The sequence below is a fragment of the Curtobacterium sp. MCSS17_011 genome (genome assembly GCF_003224275.1).
In the GTDB taxonomy this organism is placed as follows: Bacteria; Actinomycetota; Actinomycetes; order Actinomycetales; family Microbacteriaceae; genus Curtobacterium.
Genome location: NZ_QKLE01000033.1, coordinates 14,319 through 33,377, shown reverse-complemented (window position 1 = coordinate 33,377; position 19,059 = coordinate 14,319). Strand labels below are relative to the sequence as shown.

Sequence of the window (19,059 nt, the reverse complement as noted above, 5' to 3'; positions counted from 1 at the left end):
AGATGTGTATAAGAGACAGCCCCAGCTCCGTCCCCCAGCGAGGAACACCATGACCACGATCACCCCCGCCGCACACCGCCCGCTCGCCGACGCGCTGCTCCCCCGCACCGCCGTCGTCAGCACCGCCCTGGTCCTCGGCGGCGCGCTGCTGACCGCCGGTGCCGCGCAGGTGTCGGTGCCGATCTGGCCCGTCCCGATCACCGGGCAGACCCTGGCCGTGCTGCTCGTCGGCAGTGCCCTCGGCGCCCGTCGCGGTGCCCTGTCGATGCTCGTCTACGCACTGCTCGGTGTCGTCGGACTGCCGGTCTTCGCGGACGGTTCGGCCGGGGTCGGCGTGCTCGTCGGCCCCTCGGGTGGGTACATCGTCGGCTTCGTCGCCGCCGCGGCCCTGGTCGGTTGGGTCGCCGAGCGCTTCGGCGACCGCCCGCTGCGGAACGCGCTGCTGTCCTTCGCCCTCGGCACAGTCGTCACCTTCGTCGCCGGGATGGCCTGGCTCGCGGTGGCACTCGGCCTCGACCTGCAGCAGACCCTGCAGTACGGGCTGTACCCGTTCGTCCTCGGTGGTGTGGTGAAGACCCTGATCGGCGCCGGCGTGATTTCCCTCGGGTGGACCGCAGCCCTGCGCTCGGCCACCCGCCGGTGAGCGCTCCGTCAGGACTCCGCTACCGGCCGTAGGGGTTCCGTCAGGAGGCCTTCCGCGCTGTTCGAGCGCGCGAGAGCGTGTGGTCGTGACACTGACTGCGATCATGCCGACGCTCCGCGCGTCGCTCCCCGATCCAATGGACCCGTTCCTCTGGCCGGCCCACACCACAGCGACCACCGACGACCTGCTGGTCTCGGCGATCTCGATGGTCCGGCTCGCCGACCTCACCGGCACCCCGACCGTGCACACCGCCGAGCAGTCCCCGCCCCGGTACCGTCCGCGCGGCTGGACACCCCGCGACGTGAGCGTCTCCGTCGCGTCGGTCACCCGTGTGCGGCGACCGCGCACCGGGGTGGTGCTCCTGGAACTGGACCGGTCCTGCCGACCTGCGCCGTGCTCGACCAGGTGCGCCTGATCGGACGCCGGAGCACCGCTCCCCTCTCTCCGATGTACGTCATCACCCGCTGTGACGGTCAGGCCGACGGTCCGTTCCACCGCCTCCCGGCTCCGTTGCCCGCCGACGTCCACGAAGGCGACCTGGTCTGCTTCCCGTGCCTGGCGACCGTCCGGCACCGCGACGTCGTCGAGCCGGTCCAGGCGGAACTCGCGCCGGTCGATCGATGACCACGGCGCTGCCGGTCCGCACCCGGCTGCTCGACGGCACCCACCTGTGGGGCCGGTAGACGGTCCGGCCCGTCGGGCGGACGCTCTGGAGCTCGCGGACCCTCGTCGTGTTCCCGCCCGGCACGACCACCGGCGAGCGCCTGCTGCTGCGTGCCTGGCACGTCTGGCCGGCCGTCGGGGTGGTCGTCGCCCTCGCCGCCCTGGTGCTCGCCGTCTCGGTCCCCGCCGTCGGCACGACCACCGCGCTGCTCGTCTACGTCGGCGGCTTCTCGGTCCTCGGCCGCGCCACCCGCGCGCTGCGACCGCGGGTGCGGTCCGTCACCGTGACGACGTTCCTGGGCGACGGCCGCCGCGAGGTCCACGGCGACGAACGCCTGCTCACCGGCTCCCTGGACGCGCTGTCGATCCTGGAACAGGCGCTCCGGGCCGACCGCATCCGCCCCGTCGACTTCGAACTCATCTGGGGCGACGTGTGGAACGCCCTGCCCGCGCCGGCCCCGGACCACCGCGCACAGCGGTCATCCTGAAGCCGGTTCCCGCGCCGCGCGTTTGTATGGGTTCGGGAAGGAGTACGCGATGAAGCACATCCACTACGACGCCACCACGATCCTGGTCGGAGACGACGTCGCCGACGCCGTGATCGAGTACGCCGCGGCTCTCGCCGGGGGCGACCGGGCCGACACCGTCGACGTGCCCGCCGTCGCCGACGACGGGACGATGACCACCACGAAGATCCTCATCGGGCCCTCGAGCGAGATCGTCATCGAGGACGCGGAAGAGGACGAACTCGAGTTGGACGACCGGGAGTTCGTCGGGCGGCTGCGCGCCGCCGCGAAGACCTTCGGGCACAGCGAGCCGATCCACGCGAACACGCGGTCGGACCTGGCGGACGCGGCGGAAGCTGCCGAGGAGTCCTGACGCCCGGGCGTCGCGCCTCAGCGTCGAAACGGAGAGGGTCTCCTGTGTTGTGGTGATTCCGGAGAGCCTCTCCGGTTCCCGACGCCACAGCCTGGAGGCCCGCCATGCCCGAGCAGACCGCTCCCGGCGGGCGGGCGCCGCGCCCACTGCGCGGTTCCGGTTCCCCTGCTCGGACCGGTTCGTCACGCGCGCCGCGCGCTGACGCGCTCCGGAACCGCGACCACATCCTGCGGGTTGCCGAGCGCGCGTTCACCGAGCACGGCGTGACCGGCTCGCTCGACGCGATCGCCAAGCAGGCCGGCGTCGGCGCCGGCACCCTGTACCGGCACTTCCCCACTCGCGAGGTCCTGCTCGCCGAGCTCCTCGCCGCGCGCGACGACCACCTGGTGGCGCGGCGCGAGGCACTGCGCGGCGGTTCCGTCGACCCCGGCGACGCCCTGCACGGCTGGCTCGACGCGGTCACCGAGTGGGCCGGCACGTTCGACGGACTGCCCGAACCGCTCCGTGCCGCCGCCTCGTCCGACTCGTCGCCGCTCGCCCTGACGTCTCGTGTGAGGTACTGACGCACACGACAACGCGAACCCCGCAGCCGGATGGCTGCGGGCATTCGTCGTTGCACAGTTGGTGGGCTCAGTTCGCCAATGCGGGAATCAGACCTTCGACATCCGCACCGTCGCCGTCGTCCCACTGATGGAGACCGGGAAGCTGATCTCGCCCTCGTCGAGGACGAACTCCTTCGTGTCGTCCGTTGACGCCAGGAGCGCGCTGTCGGTCGCAGCCTTGTCCCGCGTCGAAGTCCACGTGTAGGGGCTCTTGCCATCCTTCGGCGGCGTGAACGTCCCAACCCAGAAGAGGGACGTGGTGTCGCCATTGTCGGTGACGAAGTTCACGGTGATCGTGTTGGCGGTGATCGTGGCAGACGTCCAGCCATCGGAGCTGTTGGCGTTGTTCTGCTTCCAGTTGCCGATGAGGTCTGGGACCGCCTCCGGTGTTGGCGACTGGGTGGGCGCGCTCTTGGCAACAGCCGAGTCCGTGGTGTCGATGGCGGGGTCTTCCTGTCCGGCGCTGCAGCCGGTCAGCGCCAAGACGGCAGCGAGGGCGAGAGGTACGATGAACTTCTTCATGGTGGGCCTATCGTGACAGGTAGTGACCGTTGCTCAGCACCTCGACAGCGAGACATGCGGTGAACCGCTCGAGCAACTCGTGTACTCGATCGGTGCACTGGCGAAGTCGTCGCGGCCCGATGCCACGGCGGGCGACGGGAGTACACAGCGTTCACTGCGCCGAGCATGGCCAGCGCGACGCCGGCGCCCGCGCCCGCGCCCGCGTGGCAGGGCACGTACGAGCGGATCACCGCGAACATGCGCAACAGCGGCGGCCTCTGTGCTGCTGATCCAGCGAACGCCGACGCGCGTGAGCTGGCTGAGCTAACACGTTCCGACGTCGTCGAGATCTTGAACCGCAAGAAGTTCAACGGCGTCAGCAGCTGGTCCTGCACCTGGCGAGAGACGGAACTCCCGCCGCCGACAGTGCGGCGGCTCTGGCGTTTGCGGCTGAAAGCTGCCACGGCTGTCGGCAGCGCCTGCGGCTGTCAGCGCGAGAGCGCCCGATCCGCCGCCGTGTGTCCGGGTGTCCTGATTGAGGCACGAGCCCGAACCGGTTCGTACTGAACTCGGCAGTTGGGAGAGGATGCTCCGAAGCACGCATCACAAGTGCACCACGACTCTGTCCGAGACGAAGAAAACCCCCGCGTGAACGGGGGTTTCTGTGGCGGGCGATTCACGGATCTGCCTACTTCCCCACAACGGTGCGATTCGAGGAGCGTCGGGCTTGAGCCCGTTTCCTCCAGACTTTCTCCGATTTTCCTCTGACCCATGTCGTTCCCGACCTAACCTGGGGTTTCCGCTCGCCGAAGCTTCGCGCTTCGAGCGAAGCAGCCGCCCCCGCGGGGAGGGCTTCGGCTGTGGGTGCTTTGCAGGTCCCACAGATCGGCAGGGATTCACGGCCGCCCAAGTAGCCGTCGAAGCTGCGTTTCCCCTGAGGCGGGTTCGACTTTCCCCTTCTCGAAGAACGCTCGGGATAGGGCGCACTCCCGAGGAGTCATGCTCGATGCGAAGAGCATCGCTGATCAGCGAGCCATTGCCGGAGCAATCTCAAGGGGGGGTCACTCGGCTTTTTGTTGTGCCTTGATCAGCGTTGCGAGGACCGCTTGGTCGCCACCAATCGGTGCGGGCGCGTATTGCCGAAGCAGCCATCTGAGCGCCCCTGCTGCGGCCGCCCCACCAACGCCGAGGAGCGCAGCGGCGCCTGGGTCGACGCTTCCTGCGGCGATAGCTCCTGTGGCCGCTCCGACCGCGCCGTCGATGACGACGTCGGCACCAGCCTTCCGGAACGAGCTCCCGAGCGACGAGCTTCCAAGTTCACGCTCGACGCTGTGCACTTTCGGGAGCAGCGTCTCCTCAACGCGCTCTCGGAGGGTTTGAGCGTCGTCGGAGACAGTTGTACGGTGCAAAGCCTGCAAGCTGAGACGCCAGTCTTCGAAGTTATCGGATGACTGACGGATCGCGACCGCTTCGCGCAGCGCGACGTCGGCCGAAGGGACAGCGATGCGTGCGACCTCTCGCAGCATGGCAGCCGGATGGGTGCGGACAACAGCGTCGTTGTACTTGGTCCGGAGCAGACCGAGCGAAGCTTCGTTGGTCGGAACGTATTGGGCGTCGCCCCCATCGGCAACCGCGAGGGTCTTCGCAAGGTAGTACAGCATGGGGGCCGCTTGCATCGGCGCGTCCCGCCGTACGACCGGTAAGTTCATGCTGACCTGCAGCCCCGTGATGCTGTCCCAGACGTGCAAGCCGCTGATGTCGGCGGCGGAGAGGTAGTGCTGGAGCGCAGCACTACCCACGTCGGATTGGAGTGCAGTCTCCAGCTGGCCGGATCTTGCCTTGATGATCGGCCACTGGCTGCGGACGTCGATCACGCCGGCACGAATGGGCTGTTCAAGGAGGTAAAGATTGTCGACGATGCTGGCGAAACGTCGCACGGCACTCGCCCGGTCGGAGCGAATCGACTCATAGGTGCCGATGTTCCGCCACATGGCGGGCCCAGATGCGACCCTATTGATCTCGCGGTCCGGGCGGACGTATCCGACCGACCACAGTTCGGGAAGGCCCTCGCCTCGACTGAAGAAGTCGGCGAGGGGGTCGAGCACCATGATCTTTGGGTAGTAGAGCAGCGCATCAGAGAGGTCGCGGCGCAGCATCGGCTCGCTGAAGAAGGGGCCTATCCATCCGCCGACGAATGCTGACCGCGACGCCGTCAGGGTCGGCGCTACCTCGTACTGGGCTGTCCAAAACTCCTCAAGCAGATCTGCGATCTCGTCGAGGTCGCGTATGGAAAGCTTCCGCAGATCCGTCCCACGCCCTCCAAGGGCCCCATCGAGCGCATCGAGTATCGTCACCGGCCTTGACGTCCTTCGCTCACGCATTCGGGGCCCCTTCAGATGCTCGACGGACTGCAGCGTAACGGCAACCGCTGACGACTCTGAGTCAGCAAGTCGAGCCCCGACTCGCCCGCATCACCTGTGAACCCCCACGATGAGCGCGATGCCAGCAGCCGCTGCGATCGTTAGGTAGCACCCTGAAGCAGCTGATCTAGAGAATCGGTTAGGTTCTCTGCACGGCGTGGCATCGCAGTGTTCAGCCACTCGTGGACGTGACGGCGGGTGAGGGCGTCGTGGGCTGCGGCATCGGTAAGAACGATGTCGCAGTACGGGACAGCAGCAGCGAGCGTGTGAATGTCGTAGATGTCGTTCTCGATCCACTTCTTAGCCGGCCACACACAGCGCAGCTGAGGATGCGCTCCTGACCGCGATCCGTTCCCTAGGCGCCGAAGGCGACTACCTCGTCCGCGGCCTCGCAACCGTGATCGGAAGCATGCCGCCAATGCCGCCCAGATCACGTGAGTCAGCGCGCGCCAAGGCACTAGTCGACGCCGGGGCGATGACAGCCGAGGACGTGGCTGCCGCTGAAGACAGGCTCGCGCAGGGTGCGCTCCAACTCGTCCAAGCATCCAGTTGGCTCGCGAGCGCTTGGGAGACGGTTTCGCTGGATGCGGCATCCAGGCTCCTGCACCGGACTCCGCAGGACCTCCTCCGAGCCGCGGATCGAAACGAGCTCCTGATAGCCGAGCTCGGCGGTGAACGACGGATCCCGACTTGGCAGTTCACGACTCGACCCGTTGGTCACCTGCTACCGCACCTAGCCGAACTGATGCCTGCGCTTCTCAATCGATGGCGGCCGCTCACGATCGGGCGCTTCTTCACGACGCGTCAGGAAGATCTGATTGATGAGGGCATGAAGACGCCCGCGGCCTGGCTCGAGGACGGCGGAGACCCCTCAGAGGTACTCGACCTCATCGACGCGGGGCTGCGCCGATGACTGCGGGGGTAGTCGCAGTAGCGGCTGTACGAGCTACAAACACCTCGGCCCGTCGTCGCTCCTCCTCGCGAAGCGGAGACGCCTCATGAACGGGACTGACGCGAGCTCCGACTGGAGGGACGGGGCGAACACGTTCCGGCAGATCCTGAATCGGGAGACCGCTCGAGTCGCGGTCGCGCGACTGAGCGAGGAGCTGTGGTTCGGTCATAGGAACTGGGAGGATCTGAGCCGTCAGGAGCAGGACAACATCCTCGGATGGGTGGAACTCGTCTCCGCAGCGCAGATCGAGGCGTACGGTCCCGCGCAGAAACTTGCAGGTCTGGATGTCGACGATGCGTGAGGATCGCGCGGCATGGTGGCCAAGCGAGCACACGCCGCCCCCAGCGAGCTGAGCCCACGTGATTGAGGACCTATTGTGTCCCGCTCATTCGCGGCAGTGGGCACGGGCCGCAGCGCTCTTCATCGAGGAGCACACGGAGCTACAGGGCGATGGACCGACCCTCAAGGAGCTGTTCACTCACCTCCTTCCGGACGCAAACGGACTTCCGTCACGGCATCCGACGGGCATGAGCGGGCGAGAGCAGGCACTGGCCACAAGCTGCTTCCGGATTTACGTCATGCGCGAATGGCGCAAGTACGACCTCTTCGCGTGGAGAACAAGAGTCGAGCGAAGCCTCAACGTCAGAGGGAGGTTTGCGAAGAGGCTGCGTCAGCTCGGGCAAGCGGACAAAGAGGAATATTGAGGCGCGCGCCCGTGCTCAGCTCGATGACGCCGAGGTTCGAAGGGCTCGACGTTCGCGATTTCTCGCTCTATAGAGCCGTCGCGTCCCCTGAGTGCACACGGCTGAACGGTGACCACGGCGCCGGGCTTAGGGCTGACGGTCGTGTAGTTCCTGTTCGCGTCGGATTTGCTTGTCTGCTTGAACCATCGCGTTGAAGATGAACGTGAAAAAGGCCCCTAGGCAGAAGATGAAGATGCCGAGAAGAAAAAGGCCGGACGGCACCCCTTCTGCATTCCTCTGAAGGATGCCGAGGACGAGGACGACGGCTCCAATGCCCGCGCCCGCACCGGTCAACCATCGGTACCGCTTGCCAACTACGTATCGCTTCGCGGGCGTGTTCAGGCCCTCACGCCACTCCAGGCCAGGGAAGAGATCGTCGGCTGCCTCGCGAGCGGCTGCTGGCTCAGGAGCGTCGTCGGGGGCTGCGACACGTGCACCGAGAGCTGCCGCCTCCGAGGCGACTTGATTCTCGATGGCGAAGTACGCGGGCGATCCCTTCTCGAGCAGGGCGAGGGTCTCGACCGCCGTCCTGATCGCGACGACGCGGGCCCGCGGGCCGCGAGTTTGCATCTGAGCCAGCCACGCGGCGACCACCACGGGAGCCAGCACCAGGATCAAGCCGCTTGCTCCGAACAGCCACCCGAGGAACGACCCCCAGACGTCCGGAGAGGTGTCTTTTGCGGCAGCAGCGGTGAGGAGGGTCGTCGACAGGAGCACGACGTCAGCCTACGAAGAGGAACCCCGCGGCTGAAGACAGAGATAACTCCCGGCGTTCGGATCGCTGGTCCGGCTCGTGTGGCTTCAGCCATGGGCTGAAGTGCCGGCGCGACCTACAACCGGTACGAGGAGCCGTCGCGCCGGGTGACCTCGACCTGACGAGCCCGCTCGGTGTACGCCACGACCACAGCACGCTCCTGAACGGACTGCTCCGGGAAGCGCAGCCAGACGTCGACGGGCTCACCGTCCGTAACCTCGCAGACGGGATCGTCCGCGAGCTCGTCCTTCGTGCGCGTGACCGGCCGAGGCCGGGTCAGGAACTCGTTGATTGCGGCACGGCTGACATCGGTACCGTGCCCGACGTTCTTAACCATGGGCCCATCATCGCATCGAGTCGAACGTTTGTTCGACTAGCGCTGACGACGCTCTCGCTGCACCTGTACGACCGCATGGGGCCTGTGCCCAGACTGCAGCGACGCGACCGACGTCCGGCACAGAACGGCGGAGCTCGCGATCGTAGTGACAAACAAGCCGCCGCCGTGCGGCGAGCTCGTCGATGGTGAGCCACTGCGGTGCCTCACGTGTCGTCCTACACGCCACGGATCCCAGGCTGTGTCCACTGCACCCAGCAGAGGGTACTACTGCAAGGCCACCTCGACGACGGACTGGACCTGTCGCAGGTCTACCTGTGCCTGGACCGTCGCCAAGAACACCATCTCATCGCCTTCATTCACCGGAAGGTCAAACCCGCTCTGCACTGCCGAGGGCAACAGCTCCGTTGGGCAATTGTTCGCCCACCAGTCGCCAAGTTGTCTGGCGGACGCGGTCAGTGAGGCATTCCGGCTGGCTCGCACCTTCGCTCCTCGGCCGTCGAAGACGACCCAGCGCGTGCCTGCGCCGGACTGCAGAATCTCGATGTTCATGCCTCTCCTTGGTTTCGTGGCGACCCTGTTAGTCCCCTCGCGGCACGTTCGCGCGCACGTCGTCAGCCTGCGCTTCATCGAGCTCCCAGCGCTCGTGCTTCGGGTGCTCTGGGTACTTCGCGCGGAGGTAGACCCGCACGACTTGCCCTGGACGGGACTCGTTCGTGTAGCCGAGCTCGTGCGCCAGCTCACGCGGCGTGTGCATCGTCACGAGCGTGGCCGCTTCGCGTGATTGCCAGTGGGGTTCCGAGGCTTGGTGAGCGACTTTGAGTTCGTCCGGCACACCTCACCGACGTCAGAGCCACACGACGGGCACGGGTGGGACAGGTCCTCGGTGGCGCGAAGGTCCCGTTCCATGCCCGCGTAGAACGCGTCGACCGGAACGCTCGAGGAATCGAGAATCGCCTGTTTCACCAGGTCACGATGCTTCACGAGCGCGTCGTAGAACCGCTTCGGATCGTCCACCACGCGCATCACGGCCGGGGCAACGTCCCACAGTGCACGCTGGAGGTTCGGGAACGGTCGCGGACCACCGAAGTCACCGTTCCCGACACGAACGCCGTCCCGTCGAGCCTCAGCAATGTGCAGCATCTCGAGGTAGTGCAGCTCGAGCGGCGATGCAGCCGTCGCAACGATCGTCTTGGTCAGGCCGCTGGTGCCATGCTCAGCGAGCACCTCGGTCATGAAGGCGCCGCTGCCGAAGTAGCCATCGACGTGCTTCGGGTCGAGGCGTGTGCTCTGACCGATGTAGGCCCACGCCTTGTTGGCCGGTTCGGTCCTGAACACGTACCCGATTGCTGTCGCCGGCACCCTTGGCTGATCGCTCATCGTCACCACTCCCTCGAGGTCATCGTCATCGTCCCATGAGCCGACCGAGCCACCCGCAACGTCGCGCCGGTGCGACGCGCGCCTCGGAGTCTCCCGCCGGCACCGGGAACCTGACCGTCACGGTCAGCTCGCGCTTCGCCGGATCCGGCATCGGCGTCATCGGCCAGTCCGAGGGCTCGTAGTCGTCGGGCACGACGTACCCGCCGCAGTTGACCACCTCACCGGCAGCGCTGACCGTGACGCTCTGCACGTGCAGCGTCCCGTCGTCGAAGCCGAACGGACTCGGGCCGTCGGGTGCGTACGCGGTCTCCTCACGGAGGTTCTTCGACCAGGTGAGACGTCCACCGTGCCCGCGTCCGACGACGCCCACCAGTGAGCACCGTCCCACTCGACACGGAGATCGTCGCCCACGCGCACGTCGCGCATGTGCTCGGTCACGCTCGAGCGGTAGAGGTTCGACGCCTGCGGCGTCCCGCGGCCGGCGTAGACGCTCGCCAGGAGCCCCGTCACCCCGAACCGGCGGTCGCCGTTCTTGTGCACAGAGCCGAGCTGTGGATGACCGCCTGCGGCCGCTGGCGGTTCAGCCATTTGCGTCATCCCCCTTCTCGTGCTCGCTGCTCAGGCTACGACGCCGGCCGACGCCGGGGTGGAGTGACGTCGCCGGGTGATAGCTCCGGCCGACGCCTGACGAAGCGCACCAAGTGGCGGAAGGACCGGCCGGATGAGGCAACGTCCGCGCTGATCTCGACCACTACCGGCTCCACGAGCGTGAGGGACACCGGACCGCGGCCGCCGCTGTTGAACCGGTCGAGCGCGCCTGGCTTCACGTGCGTCGGCCACGGGTGCGGGCCCGCTGGTTCGACGAGCGTCTTTCCGAGGCTCCGCGACACCGAAGCAGCGAGCGGCGATGACCGTCCGACGATGCGGAGTTCCCCGTCGATCGGTAGAGGGTTGGCCGCCGAGAGCTCAGTCAGATGGCCAAGACAGTTCGGGCAACTCGTGCGTCAACAGTCACCGAGATGTCTGAACTGCGCTACGCGCCTCCCACGCGCTCGTAACCATCTCGTCGAGGGTGTGCCGCATCGACCACTCGAGGTCACGTCCCGCGGCCTCGCCGGTCGCCACGATCCGGGCCGGATCGCCGGGACGGCGCGGGGCGACCTCCGGCTCGAAGGCGATGCCGGTGCCCTTCGCCATGGCGTCCATGATCTGCCGGACGCTCACCCCGTCGCCGCTGCCGAGGTTGTAGGCGCGGTCGAGGGACTCCCCCGCCTCGAGCTTCCGCGCGGCGACCGCGTGGGAGTGCGCGAGGTCGGCGACGTGGACGTAGTCCCGGACGCACGTGCCGTCGGGCGTGTCGTAGTCGTCGCCGTTGATCCGCGGCGTCCGACCGGCCAGCAGCGCGTCGAACACCAGCGGGAACAGGTTGTGCGGGCTGGCGTCGTACAGGTCCGACTCCCCGGACCCGACGACGTTGAAGTAGCGGAGCGACGTCGTGGTGAACCCGGCGGCGACCTCCATGTCGCGGAGGAGCCACTCGCCGATGAGCTTCGACTCGCCGTACGGGGACTCCGGCGCCTTCGGGGTGTCCTCGACCACCGTCTCGACGTCCGGCGTGCCGTAGACGGCCGCGCTCGAGGAGAACACCGCCTTCGTGACGCCGGTCTCCGCCATCGCATGGAGGAGGGTCGCCACCCCCGTGACGTTCTGCTCGTACGTGTGCAACGGCCGCTCCACCGACACCCCCGCGTACTTGAAGCCCGCCACGTGCACGACGCCGGTGACCCCGTGGTCGCGGAGCGTCCGGGCGACCAGGTCGCCGTCGAGGATCGTGCCCTCCACGAACGGGACGTCATCGGGCACGAAGGCCCGGAAGCCGCTCGAGAGGTCGTCGAACGCGACGGTGTCGATGCCCGCCGCACGCAGCGCTCGGACGACGTGGGACCCGATGTACCCGGCACCGCCGGTGACCAGCCAACTCATGCTTCTCCTCGTGTCAGGGGGTGTCGTGTGGGGCGGCGAACGTGGTCCACCTGATTTCGCTTTCGGTGGTGTCACCGGGCTCGAGGGTGACGAGTGGACCGAGTAACTCGAGTTCCGCCAGGTGCTCACGTGGCCACAGCCCGCCGAGGCCGGTGATCGGTGCGTCGGTCGGCGTTTGCACCCAGATCTCGACCTGCGATCCGCCGTCTGGGTACACCGCTCCGACGACAGGTGCCGATGTGAGGCGCAGTCCGAACCCGCGAGCGTCGCGGAACTCTACGGCCCCTGGAACCTTCGAGAAGCCCCGCTTCGCGACGCCCCGGCCGGTCGTGAGCTGCCAGGTGTCCCCTTCCGCGCTGATTGGGAGTTCGCCGCTCCACGTCCCGAGATCGATCACCGAGGATCGGGAGGAGCTCGGCACTTCGATCTGCGCATGAATCCGTCCCGCGGTGCCGCTCGGGGCGGTATTGACTTGGCAGACCTCCCATGTCGCCCAGCGGATGGTGCGGGCGCTGACGTTGGTGAACGTGATCTGCTCGCGGAAGTCGGTGCCGAGAGCCGGGATGATGAATCCGCGCCGCACGCGCAACCCTGTCCTCGGATCGTCCGGGCTTTCCATCGTCACGGTCGTGCTGGCCGCTTCGGTCTGCACGCCAACGGACCACGCCCCGGAGTCGATCACCGGGTCGGGCGGCCCCGGCCACTGTCCGTCTCCGCCCCAGCCTTGTGGGGCCGGCCATGTCTTGGACCCGCCGGGGTTCGCCCACGTATCCATGCGCCCGTCGCCCTTAGGCCATTCCTCAAGCGGCACCCGTGGACGAAGGTGGGCGTCGAGGAGGTCCGGGTTCTGCCAGAGCAGCTCGTGCCCATCGATTGCAAGGGCGAGTAATCGCCCACCCAACGTCGGTGCGAAGACGAGGCGGAGCGTCGACGTGCTGATCACGGTCAGTGGCAGGGCGGATCTTGTTGGGGGCATCGTGGTGGTCGTTCTCGCGGGAGTGGCGGCACGACGTCGTCGTGCCGCCACTTCGTTACGGGGCGTGTGTTAGCGGGTCGTGGCGTTCTGTTCGTAGGCTTCGAACGCCGGCAGTGCCTTGCCGTCGAAGTCGAACAGCGCGCTGTTGCTGATGACGTTCGGTGCGCCGACCTGCCATCCGACACCGGGGACCGCGAACATCGTCGGGTCCCAGTAGAGGTCGCCGATGACGGCTCCGTTCTGCACGGACTTGAGCGCGGGCAGCAGTTCGCGGAGGAAGTCGCGCTGTCCCTCCGGGGTCTGTGCGTAGGTGACGGGACCGTTGTCGGTCAGCTGTCCGGGGACGCCGTCCGCGGTGAGGGGGTTCCAGTTGATCCCGGTCTCCATGACCATGATCGGCTTGCCGTACCGCTCGGCGACGCGGTTGAAGAACCCGGTGACCGTGGGGATGTCCTTCTGCGTCCAGAACGGGTAGTACGACGCGCCGATGACGTCATACGGCACGTGGTTGGCGTTCATGGCGTCGAAGAACCAGTCGTACTTGCCGTCGTTGCCGGCGTCGTCGAGGTGCAGGATGACCCGGGAGCCGGGGATGGTCTCGTGGACCGCGTTGGCCCCGGCGGTGAGGAACTGCGACAACGTCGCCATGTTCGAGGACGAGCCGTAGGGGAACAGGATGCCGCCCTGGATCTCGTTGCCGATGGAGACGAACTGCGGCGGAGTGCCCTGCGCCTTCATCTTCCGCAGGAACGAGGCGGTGTAGTCGTGCACGTCGGTGGTCAGCGCGGCGATCGCCTGGTCGTCGGAAAGCGAGGTGACGCTGCGCCAGTCGGCGGGGATGTCCTGGATGGCACCGTTGGTCCAGTAGTCGCTGTAGTGGAAGGACAGCTGGATCTGCATACCAGCGGCCTTCGCTCGCTTCGCGAGGGAGAGGATGTCGGCGGGATCTTGGTACCCGGCGGGCAGGTAGGAGTTCGGGTCGGTGATCAGCGGGTGCTCGGGGCCCGGCGCGTTGTAGAGCCGGAGCCGTGCCACGTTCACGCCGCGTTCGGCCATGAGCTTGAACGGGTCTTCGGGCTTGCCGTTCTCGTCGCGGAACACGGCGCCCTTGCTCTCAAGGTAGGAGATCTCCGAGAGGTCGCCGCCCTGAAGGAACGCGTCCGTGTTGGTCTGGTCGGTGGCGATGACGGCCACGTTGTCGAGATCGATGGTCTCACCAGCGTTGCCGCGGATGGTGAACGCGACCGTCGCCTTGCCAGCCTTCGGGCTGGTGCCGCGGACGACGAGCTCCTTCCAGCTGTTGGCGACGACTGGGGCGCCGGTTCGGCGGGTGTCCTTACCGTCGACGGTGAGGGAGGCGGCGCGGATGGCGCTCGTACGGGACCAGCCCGAGATGGCGTACTTGCCGTTGGTGAGGCCGCGGAGCTTCTGCGACAGCGTGACCGACCCGGACCGGGGGAAGGTGATCGTGGCGGCGGCCGCGCCGTCCTCCGGGGTCGCAGTGGTCTTGGAGATGGTGGCTCCGCGGGTGGCGGTGATGCTCCACCCGGATGGACCCGACCGGGACCAGTTCTCGAAGCTGCCGTTCTGTAGCGTCGACGACTGGTGACCGGCGTGCTTCGTTCCCGTTGCGGGAGTGGCGTGTGCGGCGACTGATGAGGTCAGTGCCATGCCGACGGCAAGCGCGAGCGCTGTGCCGATCTTTGAGGCGCGTTGCATTGGTGTCTCTCCTTTGAGTCCGTTGTCGTGGGTGGTATCGCCCGAGCGGGGCCGCTCCGGTCAGGTGAGAAGTGCGTTGAGGTTCCGCTGCAGCTCGACGTCCTGCCACATCGGGTGCTGCGGGGCGGCGTTCGAACCGATGACGGCGCCGCGGGCGCCGACTCGAACCGCGTCGCGCAGCGCGCGCCGGGAGAACTCGGCGCCGACGGGGCCTTCTTCGAAGGTGCAGAGCAGCGGGGTGTAGCCGACGTAGCCCTCCCCGAGGACGAGGGGGACGCCCCGGCTCACCGCGTGGTCGGCGGCGACGTCGATCCACTCGTCGAGGCGGGTGTTCATCTGGTGTCGCCACGCGCCGTAGCGCTCATACAGCCACCGGTCCACCGCTTCGGGGTCGCACCAGTCATGCACGTAGATCTCCGGCTTCCCGACGATGGTGGCGGTGAGTCGCCACCGGTCGTCTGGTGCCACAGTCCAGTCGGCGAAGTCCGGCGCACCAGAGCGCAGCAACTGCCGAGCATGCTCCTGCGGGAACGAGCCGCCGTCTCCTCGTAGGCCGAACTCCTGCACGAACTCGTCGAGGACGCCGTAGATGTAGGGGTGCACGACAAGCACATCGATGTCGCTCGGGATGCCGCGCATGGACTCGACCGGGACGTGGGCGTAGTTCACCGTCACGGGGACGTCCGGGAGGCGCTCGTGGAAGCGGGCGATCCCTCGGCTGAGACGATCATGCAGCGCGACGACGAGGTCCCCGTCGAGTCCTTCGGTGAGATGCCCGCCTTGGACTTCGTTGTGCAGTTCGACGAACGCGACGCGGTCGTCGAGATCGTGCTCACGCAGGAACTCGATCAGGTCGGCGTGAGCGTCGGCGAGAGCGACAGCGCGTTCGTCTGCCGGGACCGCCATCAGCGCATCGAACCACTCCCGCCCGTCGAGGAACGCTGAGGACTGCTGCCACTCCCAGGACGAAACGATGACGCTGACGTCGTGCCGCTTCGCTGCCTGGAACAGCTCGAGCAGCTTCGTCCTTCCGTCGATCTGGCTCTCGCCGGGTACGTCGTACCAGCGAGTTCCCTGGGCGTAGCCGGCGTATTCAGTGCCAGGCCGTCCGAGCGGTCCTAGCCGCAGCGCGGCAGTGTCCAGGCCAGACCGGAACAGCAGGAACGGCATCGCGCAGATCCGGATGGTGTTGAACCCACGCTGCACCGCGTCCGCCATCGCACGGTCGATGTCCTCGAAGACGTCTCCGTGCCCGGTCCGGACGTACCAGGAGAAGTCCCAGAGGGTGATCCGCAACCGGTCCGGGACGGCATCTCCGAGCGGGACGGGCGTGTAGGCCGTCACTTCACCGCTCCCGCGGCCAGCCCGTCGAGCAGCTGCTTCCGGAGGAGGAAGAACACGATGAGGCTGGGGATCGCTGCGAGGACCGAGCCCGCGAGGACGAGGTCGTACTGGCGGCCTTCTGCTCCGAAGAGCGCCTGCAGGCCCAGCGGGAGCGTGTACTGGTTCGGGTCGCTGACGACGATCAGTGGCCAGAGGAAGCTGTTGTAGCTGTTGAGGAAGTTCCACACGGCGAGGGCGCCGAGTGCGGGCCGAAGCAGCGGCAGCACGATCGACCAGAAGATCTGGAACTCGCTGGAGCCGTCCAATCGGGCTGCGTCGATGATCTCGTCCGGGACGGACTGCTCGACGAACTGCCGCATCATGAAGATCCCGAACGCCGGTGCAACCCACGGGACGATGAGCGCAAACCAGGCGTTCGCGGTGTGGGTGATGGCGAGGAGGATGAACAGCGGCACGATGATGACCGCGAACGGCACGGTCAGCGACGAGAACATCAGGTCGAAGAGTGCGTTCTTGCCGCGGAACTCGTACTTCGCGAACCCGAAGCCGGCCAGCGAGCAAAGGAAGACCGCGACCGCTGTCGAGATGACGGCGACGATGGTTGACACCAGGAACCAGCTGAAGAACGGCTGCTCGGTGAGGATCGCAGCGAAGTTCGCCAGCGTCGGGTGCGCGGGGATGAGCCGCGGCGGGTACTCGAAGATGTCGCTTCGGGCCTTGAAGGCGCTCGAGATGCCCCATGCCATCGGGATGAGGAAGATGAGCGAGATGACGATGAGGACGACGTAGAGCGCGACGCGGCTTGCCGGGGTACGTCGCCTGCCGCGGGTGGGGGCGGCGTTGTTGGTGACGATGCTTTCGGTTGCGGTCGCAGGGGGCGGAGCGACGGTGCTCATTCTGATCTCCCGACGTGGAAGGCGCGCATCGCGATGCGGCCGATGATGAAGACGACGACGAACATGAGGACGCCGGCTGCGGATGCGTAGCCGAGTTCCTGGCGTTGGAAGGCCGCCCGGTAGATGAACATGGCGACCGAGAGCGTCGACTCTCCGGGGCCACCCTGGGTGAGGAGGAACGGTTCTTCGAAGATCTGCGCCGTGTTGACCAGCACCGTCACGCCGACGAACGCGGTGATCGGGCGCAGGAACGGCAGGGTGACCGAGAAGAACGAACGGACGGGGCCGGCGCCGTCGAGCTCGGCGGCTTCGTACTGGTCGCGGGGGACGTTCTGGAGCCCAGCGAGGAAGAAGATCGTCAGGTAACCGGTCCACCTCCACAGCACGAGGATGACCACGACGACCCGCGCCCAGATGGGGTCGGTGAGCCAGTCGACGCCACCGAAGCCGAACACCGCTCGGAGGACGCTGTTGAGCAGGCCGAACTGTCCGTCGAAGATGAGCCCGAACACGAGCGCGATGACGATCGGTGAGATGACGACGGGGACGAAGAAGATCACACGGAACGTGTCGCGCAGGCGGAGGCCGCGAGCGTTCAACGCGACGGCGATGAGCAGTGCTGCCGGGATCACCACGACCATCGTGAAGATCGTGTACAACAGCGTGTTGCCGAGGGCGGTGTAGAAGCTCGAATCGGTCAGCAGGTTCGCATAGTTCCGCAGTCCGACCCAGACTGGGGTGCCGAGCCCGGCCCAGTCGGTGAAGCTGAGGTACAAGCCGCCAAGGATGGGGACGAGCAGGAACAGGGCGTACAGCAGGTAGAACGGGCCGATGAAGAGGTACGGCGCGAGCCGGTTGGAGCCCTGGTACCGGGTGGTGCCCGGGCGGGTGCGGCTCCTGGTTCTGCTTCGTGTGATCGTTCGCTTCGTTGCGATGCTCACTGGTTCACCTGGTCTCGGTAGGTGGCGATGCCGGAGGCGATCGCTCGATCGGGTGTGGTCTGGCCCTTCAGGACCTGCAGGATCGGTCCGCTCATCGCGACGGTCATCACCTGGATGCCAGCCGCCTGGTTGAAGACGGGCATGTCCTTCGCGGCCTTGGCGTACTCGTCGAAGATCGGCTGGCCGCCGAGGTATGCGTCAGTGACGCTGCGGAACTCGGGCTTGTCGTACAGCGATGTCAGGGTCGGCATGTAGCCGCCCTTCTGGTACCGCAGCAGCTGTCCCTCTGGGGTGAGGTACGTGCGGCGGAGCAGTTCCACCGCGGCGTCAGTGCGTTCGGTGTCCTTCGTGACCGCGAAGCCGGTTCCGCCGAGCGAGGAGGCGATGTGGCCGCCGTTCGCGAAGCGCGGGATGGTGCGCACCCGCCACTTGCCCTTCTGCTCGGGCACGTTGGACTGCAATCCGTAGAGGTTGTACCAGTTGGGCATCACGGTGCCGACGAGCTTGGAGCTCTTCAGCGCCGCGGCGACGGCGCCGCCGTACGGGTCGGTGAGCGGGGTGAAGAACCCGTCTTGGACGCCCCGGCGCATTAGCGCGAGCACGTCTCGGGACTCGTCGCTGTCCAGCGCGACGGAGCCGTCCTTGTGGAAGACGTTGCCGCCTCGCTGGAGCAGCAGCTGCAGGAACGTGTTGAAGATGGATCCGGCGTCTCCGGTGGAGACCATGCCGATGGCCTGTCCGGTCTTCTTCGCCAGCTTCGTGCCGGCGTCCGCAAGCTCCTCCCACGTGGTGAGGTCCTCCGGGATGCCGTTCTTCTGGAAGACGTCCTGGCGGTAGAACAGCCCGCTGATGCTGTTGTCCGACTCGATTGCGTAGACGTCGCCGTCGACGGTGTAGGAGCTGGTCTTCAGCAGGTCAGCACCGAGCGGGTCGGTCAGGTCGTTGAGCGAGACGAACATGTTCTCGGCGATGCGGCTCTTCATCACGCGCGGGAACTGATCGACGACGATTCCGAGCAGGTCGGGTCCAGCACCATGGGCAACCGCCTCGGTGATGGACCGGGACACCAGGTCGGCTGCGGCTGCGGCGGTGACGGACAGGTCGTACTTCCAGCGATTCCCGCGTTGGATCGAGCGGTCCTTCACGGACGCTTGGAACGTTGCCGTGTAGCTGGGGTCGTGGGTCCAGAACCGCAGGTCGACGGTGCCGCGCTTGATGGGTGTGGCCGGCCCGGTTGCGCAGCCGGCGAGGCCGAGTCCGACGCCGGCAGTGAGTGCCGTTGCGCCGAGCCCGAGGAGCATGTGTCTCCGGGAGATGTCAGTCATGGTC

General features: G+C 66.9%; 23 protein-coding genes and 1 pseudogene. 9 read left to right on the top strand and 15 right to left on the bottom strand.

Annotated features, from left to right (window positions below):
• The first annotated feature begins 49 nt into the window (after positions 1-49).
• The 6 genes and pseudogenes from DEJ17_RS15915 to DEJ17_RS15890 all read left to right on the top strand — a co-directional run bounded on the left by DEJ17_RS15915 (position 50) and on the right by DEJ17_RS15890 (position 2,748).
• The gene (locus DEJ17_RS15915) at positions 50-643 is read left to right on the top strand and encodes a biotin transporter BioY (RefSeq protein WP_071245214.1); all 594 of its coding nucleotides are present in this window, start codon (positions 50-52) and stop codon (positions 641-643) included.
• Between the two features lie 85 nt (positions 644-728).
• Positions 729-1,058, top strand: a complete 330-nt coding sequence (locus tag DEJ17_RS15910; RefSeq protein ID WP_146239746.1) for a hypothetical protein — start codon at positions 729-731, stop codon at positions 1,056-1,058.
• Positions 1,059-1,090: 32 nt separating this feature from the next.
• Positions 1,091-1,267: a hypothetical protein gene (locus DEJ17_RS17890; protein ID WP_181421253.1), complete on the top strand. Its 177-nt coding sequence runs from the start codon at positions 1,091-1,093 to the stop codon at positions 1,265-1,267.
• Positions 1,268-1,344: 77 nt separating this feature from the next.
• Positions 1,345-1,794 (top strand): annotated as a pseudogene (locus DEJ17_RS15900) (DUF6611 family protein); the annotation flags it as partial.
• Between the two features lie 49 nt (positions 1,795-1,843).
• Positions 1,844-2,185 carry a hypothetical protein gene (locus DEJ17_RS15895; protein ID WP_110895178.1) on the top strand — a complete coding sequence of 114 codons (342 nt, stop codon included), beginning with the start codon at positions 1,844-1,846 and terminating at the stop codon, positions 2,183-2,185.
• A 104-nt stretch (positions 2,186-2,289) separates the two neighbouring features.
• Positions 2,290-2,748, top strand: a complete 459-nt coding sequence (locus DEJ17_RS15890) for a TetR/AcrR family transcriptional regulator (RefSeq protein ID WP_258366856.1) — start codon at positions 2,290-2,292, stop codon at positions 2,746-2,748.
• 87 nt (positions 2,749-2,835) lie between these two features.
• On the opposite strand, the gene DEJ17_RS15885 is transcribed toward DEJ17_RS15890, so the two are convergent.
• Positions 2,836-3,309, bottom strand: a complete 474-nt coding sequence (locus DEJ17_RS15885) for a hypothetical protein (RefSeq protein ID WP_110895176.1) — start codon at positions 3,307-3,309, stop codon at positions 2,836-2,838.
• Positions 3,310-3,474: 165 nt separating this feature from the next.
• Between DEJ17_RS15885 and DEJ17_RS17605 the strand changes: the two genes are divergently transcribed.
• On the top strand, positions 3,475-3,855 hold the full coding sequence (locus DEJ17_RS17605) for a hypothetical protein (protein WP_146239745.1): 381 nt from the start codon (positions 3,475-3,477) through the stop codon (positions 3,853-3,855).
• A 494-nt stretch (positions 3,856-4,349) separates the two neighbouring features.
• On the opposite strand, the gene DEJ17_RS15880 is transcribed toward DEJ17_RS17605, so the two are convergent.
• Positions 4,350-5,642: a hypothetical protein gene (locus DEJ17_RS15880; RefSeq protein WP_110895174.1), complete on the bottom strand. Its 1,293-nt coding sequence runs from the start codon at positions 5,640-5,642 to the stop codon at positions 4,350-4,352.
• A gap of 541 nt (positions 5,643-6,183) precedes the next feature.
• On the opposite strand from DEJ17_RS15880, the gene DEJ17_RS15870 reads away from it, so the two are divergent.
• Entirely contained in the window at positions 6,184-6,621 is a 438-nt protein-coding gene (locus DEJ17_RS15870; RefSeq protein WP_110895170.1) for a hypothetical protein, read from the top strand.
• A gap of 85 nt (positions 6,622-6,706) precedes the next feature.
• Positions 6,707-6,961, top strand: a complete 255-nt coding sequence (locus DEJ17_RS15865; RefSeq protein ID WP_110895168.1) for a hypothetical protein — start codon at positions 6,707-6,709, stop codon at positions 6,959-6,961.
• Positions 6,962-7,490: 529 nt separating this feature from the next.
• Here the strand turns inward: DEJ17_RS15865 and DEJ17_RS15860 are convergent.
• From DEJ17_RS15860 to DEJ17_RS15800, 13 genes are all read right to left on the bottom strand, one after another.
• The gene (locus tag DEJ17_RS15860; RefSeq protein ID WP_110895167.1) at positions 7,491-8,120 is read right to left on the bottom strand and encodes a hypothetical protein; all 630 of its coding nucleotides are present in this window, start codon (positions 8,118-8,120) and stop codon (positions 7,491-7,493) included.
• 113 nt (positions 8,121-8,233) lie between these two features.
• Positions 8,234-8,494 carry a hypothetical protein gene (locus DEJ17_RS15855; protein ID WP_110895164.1) on the bottom strand — a complete coding sequence of 87 codons (261 nt, stop codon included), beginning with the start codon at positions 8,492-8,494 and terminating at the stop codon, positions 8,234-8,236.
• A 264-nt stretch (positions 8,495-8,758) separates the two neighbouring features.
• Positions 8,759-9,043: a hypothetical protein gene (locus tag DEJ17_RS15850; RefSeq protein WP_110895162.1), complete on the bottom strand. Its 285-nt coding sequence runs from the start codon at positions 9,041-9,043 to the stop codon at positions 8,759-8,761.
• 28 nt (positions 9,044-9,071) lie between these two features.
• Complete coding sequence (locus DEJ17_RS17885; protein ID WP_181421252.1) at positions 9,072-9,248, bottom strand: hypothetical protein; 177 nt, start codon at positions 9,246-9,248, stop codon at positions 9,072-9,074.
• Between the two features lie 2 nt (positions 9,249-9,250).
• The gene (locus DEJ17_RS15840; RefSeq protein ID WP_146239744.1) at positions 9,251-9,871 is read right to left on the bottom strand and encodes a hypothetical protein; all 621 of its coding nucleotides are present in this window, start codon (positions 9,869-9,871) and stop codon (positions 9,251-9,253) included.
• Positions 9,872-9,896: 25 nt separating this feature from the next.
• On the bottom strand, positions 9,897-10,241 hold the full coding sequence (locus tag DEJ17_RS15835) for a hypothetical protein (RefSeq protein ID WP_110895155.1): 345 nt from the start codon (positions 10,239-10,241) through the stop codon (positions 9,897-9,899).
• 641 nt (positions 10,242-10,882) lie between these two features.
• The gene (gene galE, locus DEJ17_RS15830) at positions 10,883-11,854 is read right to left on the bottom strand and encodes a UDP-glucose 4-epimerase GalE (protein ID WP_110895153.1); all 972 of its coding nucleotides are present in this window, start codon (positions 11,852-11,854) and stop codon (positions 10,883-10,885) included.
• A gap of 13 nt (positions 11,855-11,867) precedes the next feature.
• Positions 11,868-12,797, bottom strand: a complete 930-nt coding sequence (locus DEJ17_RS15825) for a DUF4380 domain-containing protein (RefSeq protein ID WP_181421251.1) — start codon at positions 12,795-12,797, stop codon at positions 11,868-11,870.
• Positions 12,798-12,899: 102 nt separating this feature from the next.
• Positions 12,900-14,549 carry a glycosyl hydrolase 53 family protein gene (locus DEJ17_RS15820; RefSeq protein WP_110895148.1) on the bottom strand — a complete coding sequence of 550 codons (1,650 nt, stop codon included), beginning with the start codon at positions 14,547-14,549 and terminating at the stop codon, positions 12,900-12,902.
• Between the two features lie 60 nt (positions 14,550-14,609).
• Complete coding sequence (locus DEJ17_RS15815; RefSeq protein ID WP_110895146.1) at positions 14,610-15,893, bottom strand: cellulase-like family protein; 1,284 nt, start codon at positions 15,891-15,893, stop codon at positions 14,610-14,612.
• A complete protein-coding gene (locus DEJ17_RS15810) occupies positions 15,890-16,789 on the bottom strand; it encodes a carbohydrate ABC transporter permease (RefSeq protein ID WP_110895143.1) in 900 nt (299 codons plus the stop codon). The genes DEJ17_RS15815 and DEJ17_RS15810 overlap by 4 nt, the downstream gene beginning before the upstream one ends.
• Positions 16,786-17,730: a carbohydrate ABC transporter permease gene (locus tag DEJ17_RS15805; protein ID WP_258366855.1), complete on the bottom strand. Its 945-nt coding sequence runs from the start codon at positions 17,728-17,730 to the stop codon at positions 16,786-16,788. The genes DEJ17_RS15810 and DEJ17_RS15805 overlap by 4 nt, the downstream gene beginning before the upstream one ends.
• On the bottom strand, positions 17,727-19,055 hold the full coding sequence (locus DEJ17_RS15800) for an ABC transporter substrate-binding protein (RefSeq protein ID WP_220033668.1): 1,329 nt from the start codon (positions 19,053-19,055) through the stop codon (positions 17,727-17,729). The genes DEJ17_RS15805 and DEJ17_RS15800 overlap by 4 nt, the downstream gene beginning before the upstream one ends.
• Positions 19,056-19,059 lie beyond the last annotated feature (4 nt).

Bases quoted from the DNA above. Each gene is read 5' to 3' on its own strand.
- DEJ17_RS15915 (WP_071245214.1), top strand. From the start codon at position 50: ATGACCACGATCACCCCCGCCGCACACCGCCCGCTCGCCGACGCGCTG.
- DEJ17_RS17890 (WP_181421253.1), top strand. From the start codon at position 1,091: ATGTACGTCATCACCCGCTGTGACGGTCAGGCCGACGGTCCGTTCCAC.
- DEJ17_RS15895 (WP_110895178.1), top strand. From the start codon at position 1,844: ATGAAGCACATCCACTACGACGCCACCACGATCCTGGTCGGAGACGAC.
- DEJ17_RS15890 (WP_258366856.1), top strand. From the start codon at position 2,290: ATGCCCGAGCAGACCGCTCCCGGCGGGCGGGCGCCGCGCCCACTGCGC.
- DEJ17_RS15885 (WP_110895176.1), bottom strand. From the start codon at position 3,309: ATGAAGAAGTTCATCGTACCTCTCGCCCTCGCTGCCGTCTTGGCGCTG.
- DEJ17_RS17605 (WP_146239745.1), top strand. From the start codon at position 3,475: ATGGCCAGCGCGACGCCGGCGCCCGCGCCCGCGCCCGCGTGGCAGGGC.
- DEJ17_RS15870 (WP_110895170.1), top strand. From the start codon at position 6,184: ATGACAGCCGAGGACGTGGCTGCCGCTGAAGACAGGCTCGCGCAGGGT.
- DEJ17_RS15865 (WP_110895168.1), top strand. From the start codon at position 6,707: ATGAACGGGACTGACGCGAGCTCCGACTGGAGGGACGGGGCGAACACG.
- DEJ17_RS15855 (WP_110895164.1), bottom strand. From the start codon at position 8,494: ATGGTTAAGAACGTCGGGCACGGTACCGATGTCAGCCGTGCCGCAATC.
- DEJ17_RS15850 (WP_110895162.1), bottom strand. From the start codon at position 9,043: ATGAACATCGAGATTCTGCAGTCCGGCGCAGGCACGCGCTGGGTCGTC.
- DEJ17_RS17885 (WP_181421252.1), bottom strand. From the start codon at position 9,248: ATGCACACGCCGCGTGAGCTGGCGCACGAGCTCGGCTACACGAACGAG.
- DEJ17_RS15840 (WP_146239744.1), bottom strand. From the start codon at position 9,871: ATGAGCGATCAGCCAAGGGTGCCGGCGACAGCAATCGGGTACGTGTTC.
- galE (WP_110895153.1), bottom strand. From the start codon at position 11,854: ATGAGTTGGCTGGTCACCGGCGGTGCCGGGTACATCGGGTCCCACGTC.
- DEJ17_RS15820 (WP_110895148.1), bottom strand. From the start codon at position 14,549: ATGCAACGCGCCTCAAAGATCGGCACAGCGCTCGCGCTTGCCGTCGGC.
- DEJ17_RS15810 (WP_110895143.1), bottom strand. From the start codon at position 16,789: ATGAGCACCGTCGCTCCGCCCCCTGCGACCGCAACCGAAAGCATCGTC.
- DEJ17_RS15800 (WP_220033668.1), bottom strand. From the start codon at position 19,055: ATGACTGACATCTCCCGGAGACACATGCTCCTCGGGCTCGGCGCAACG.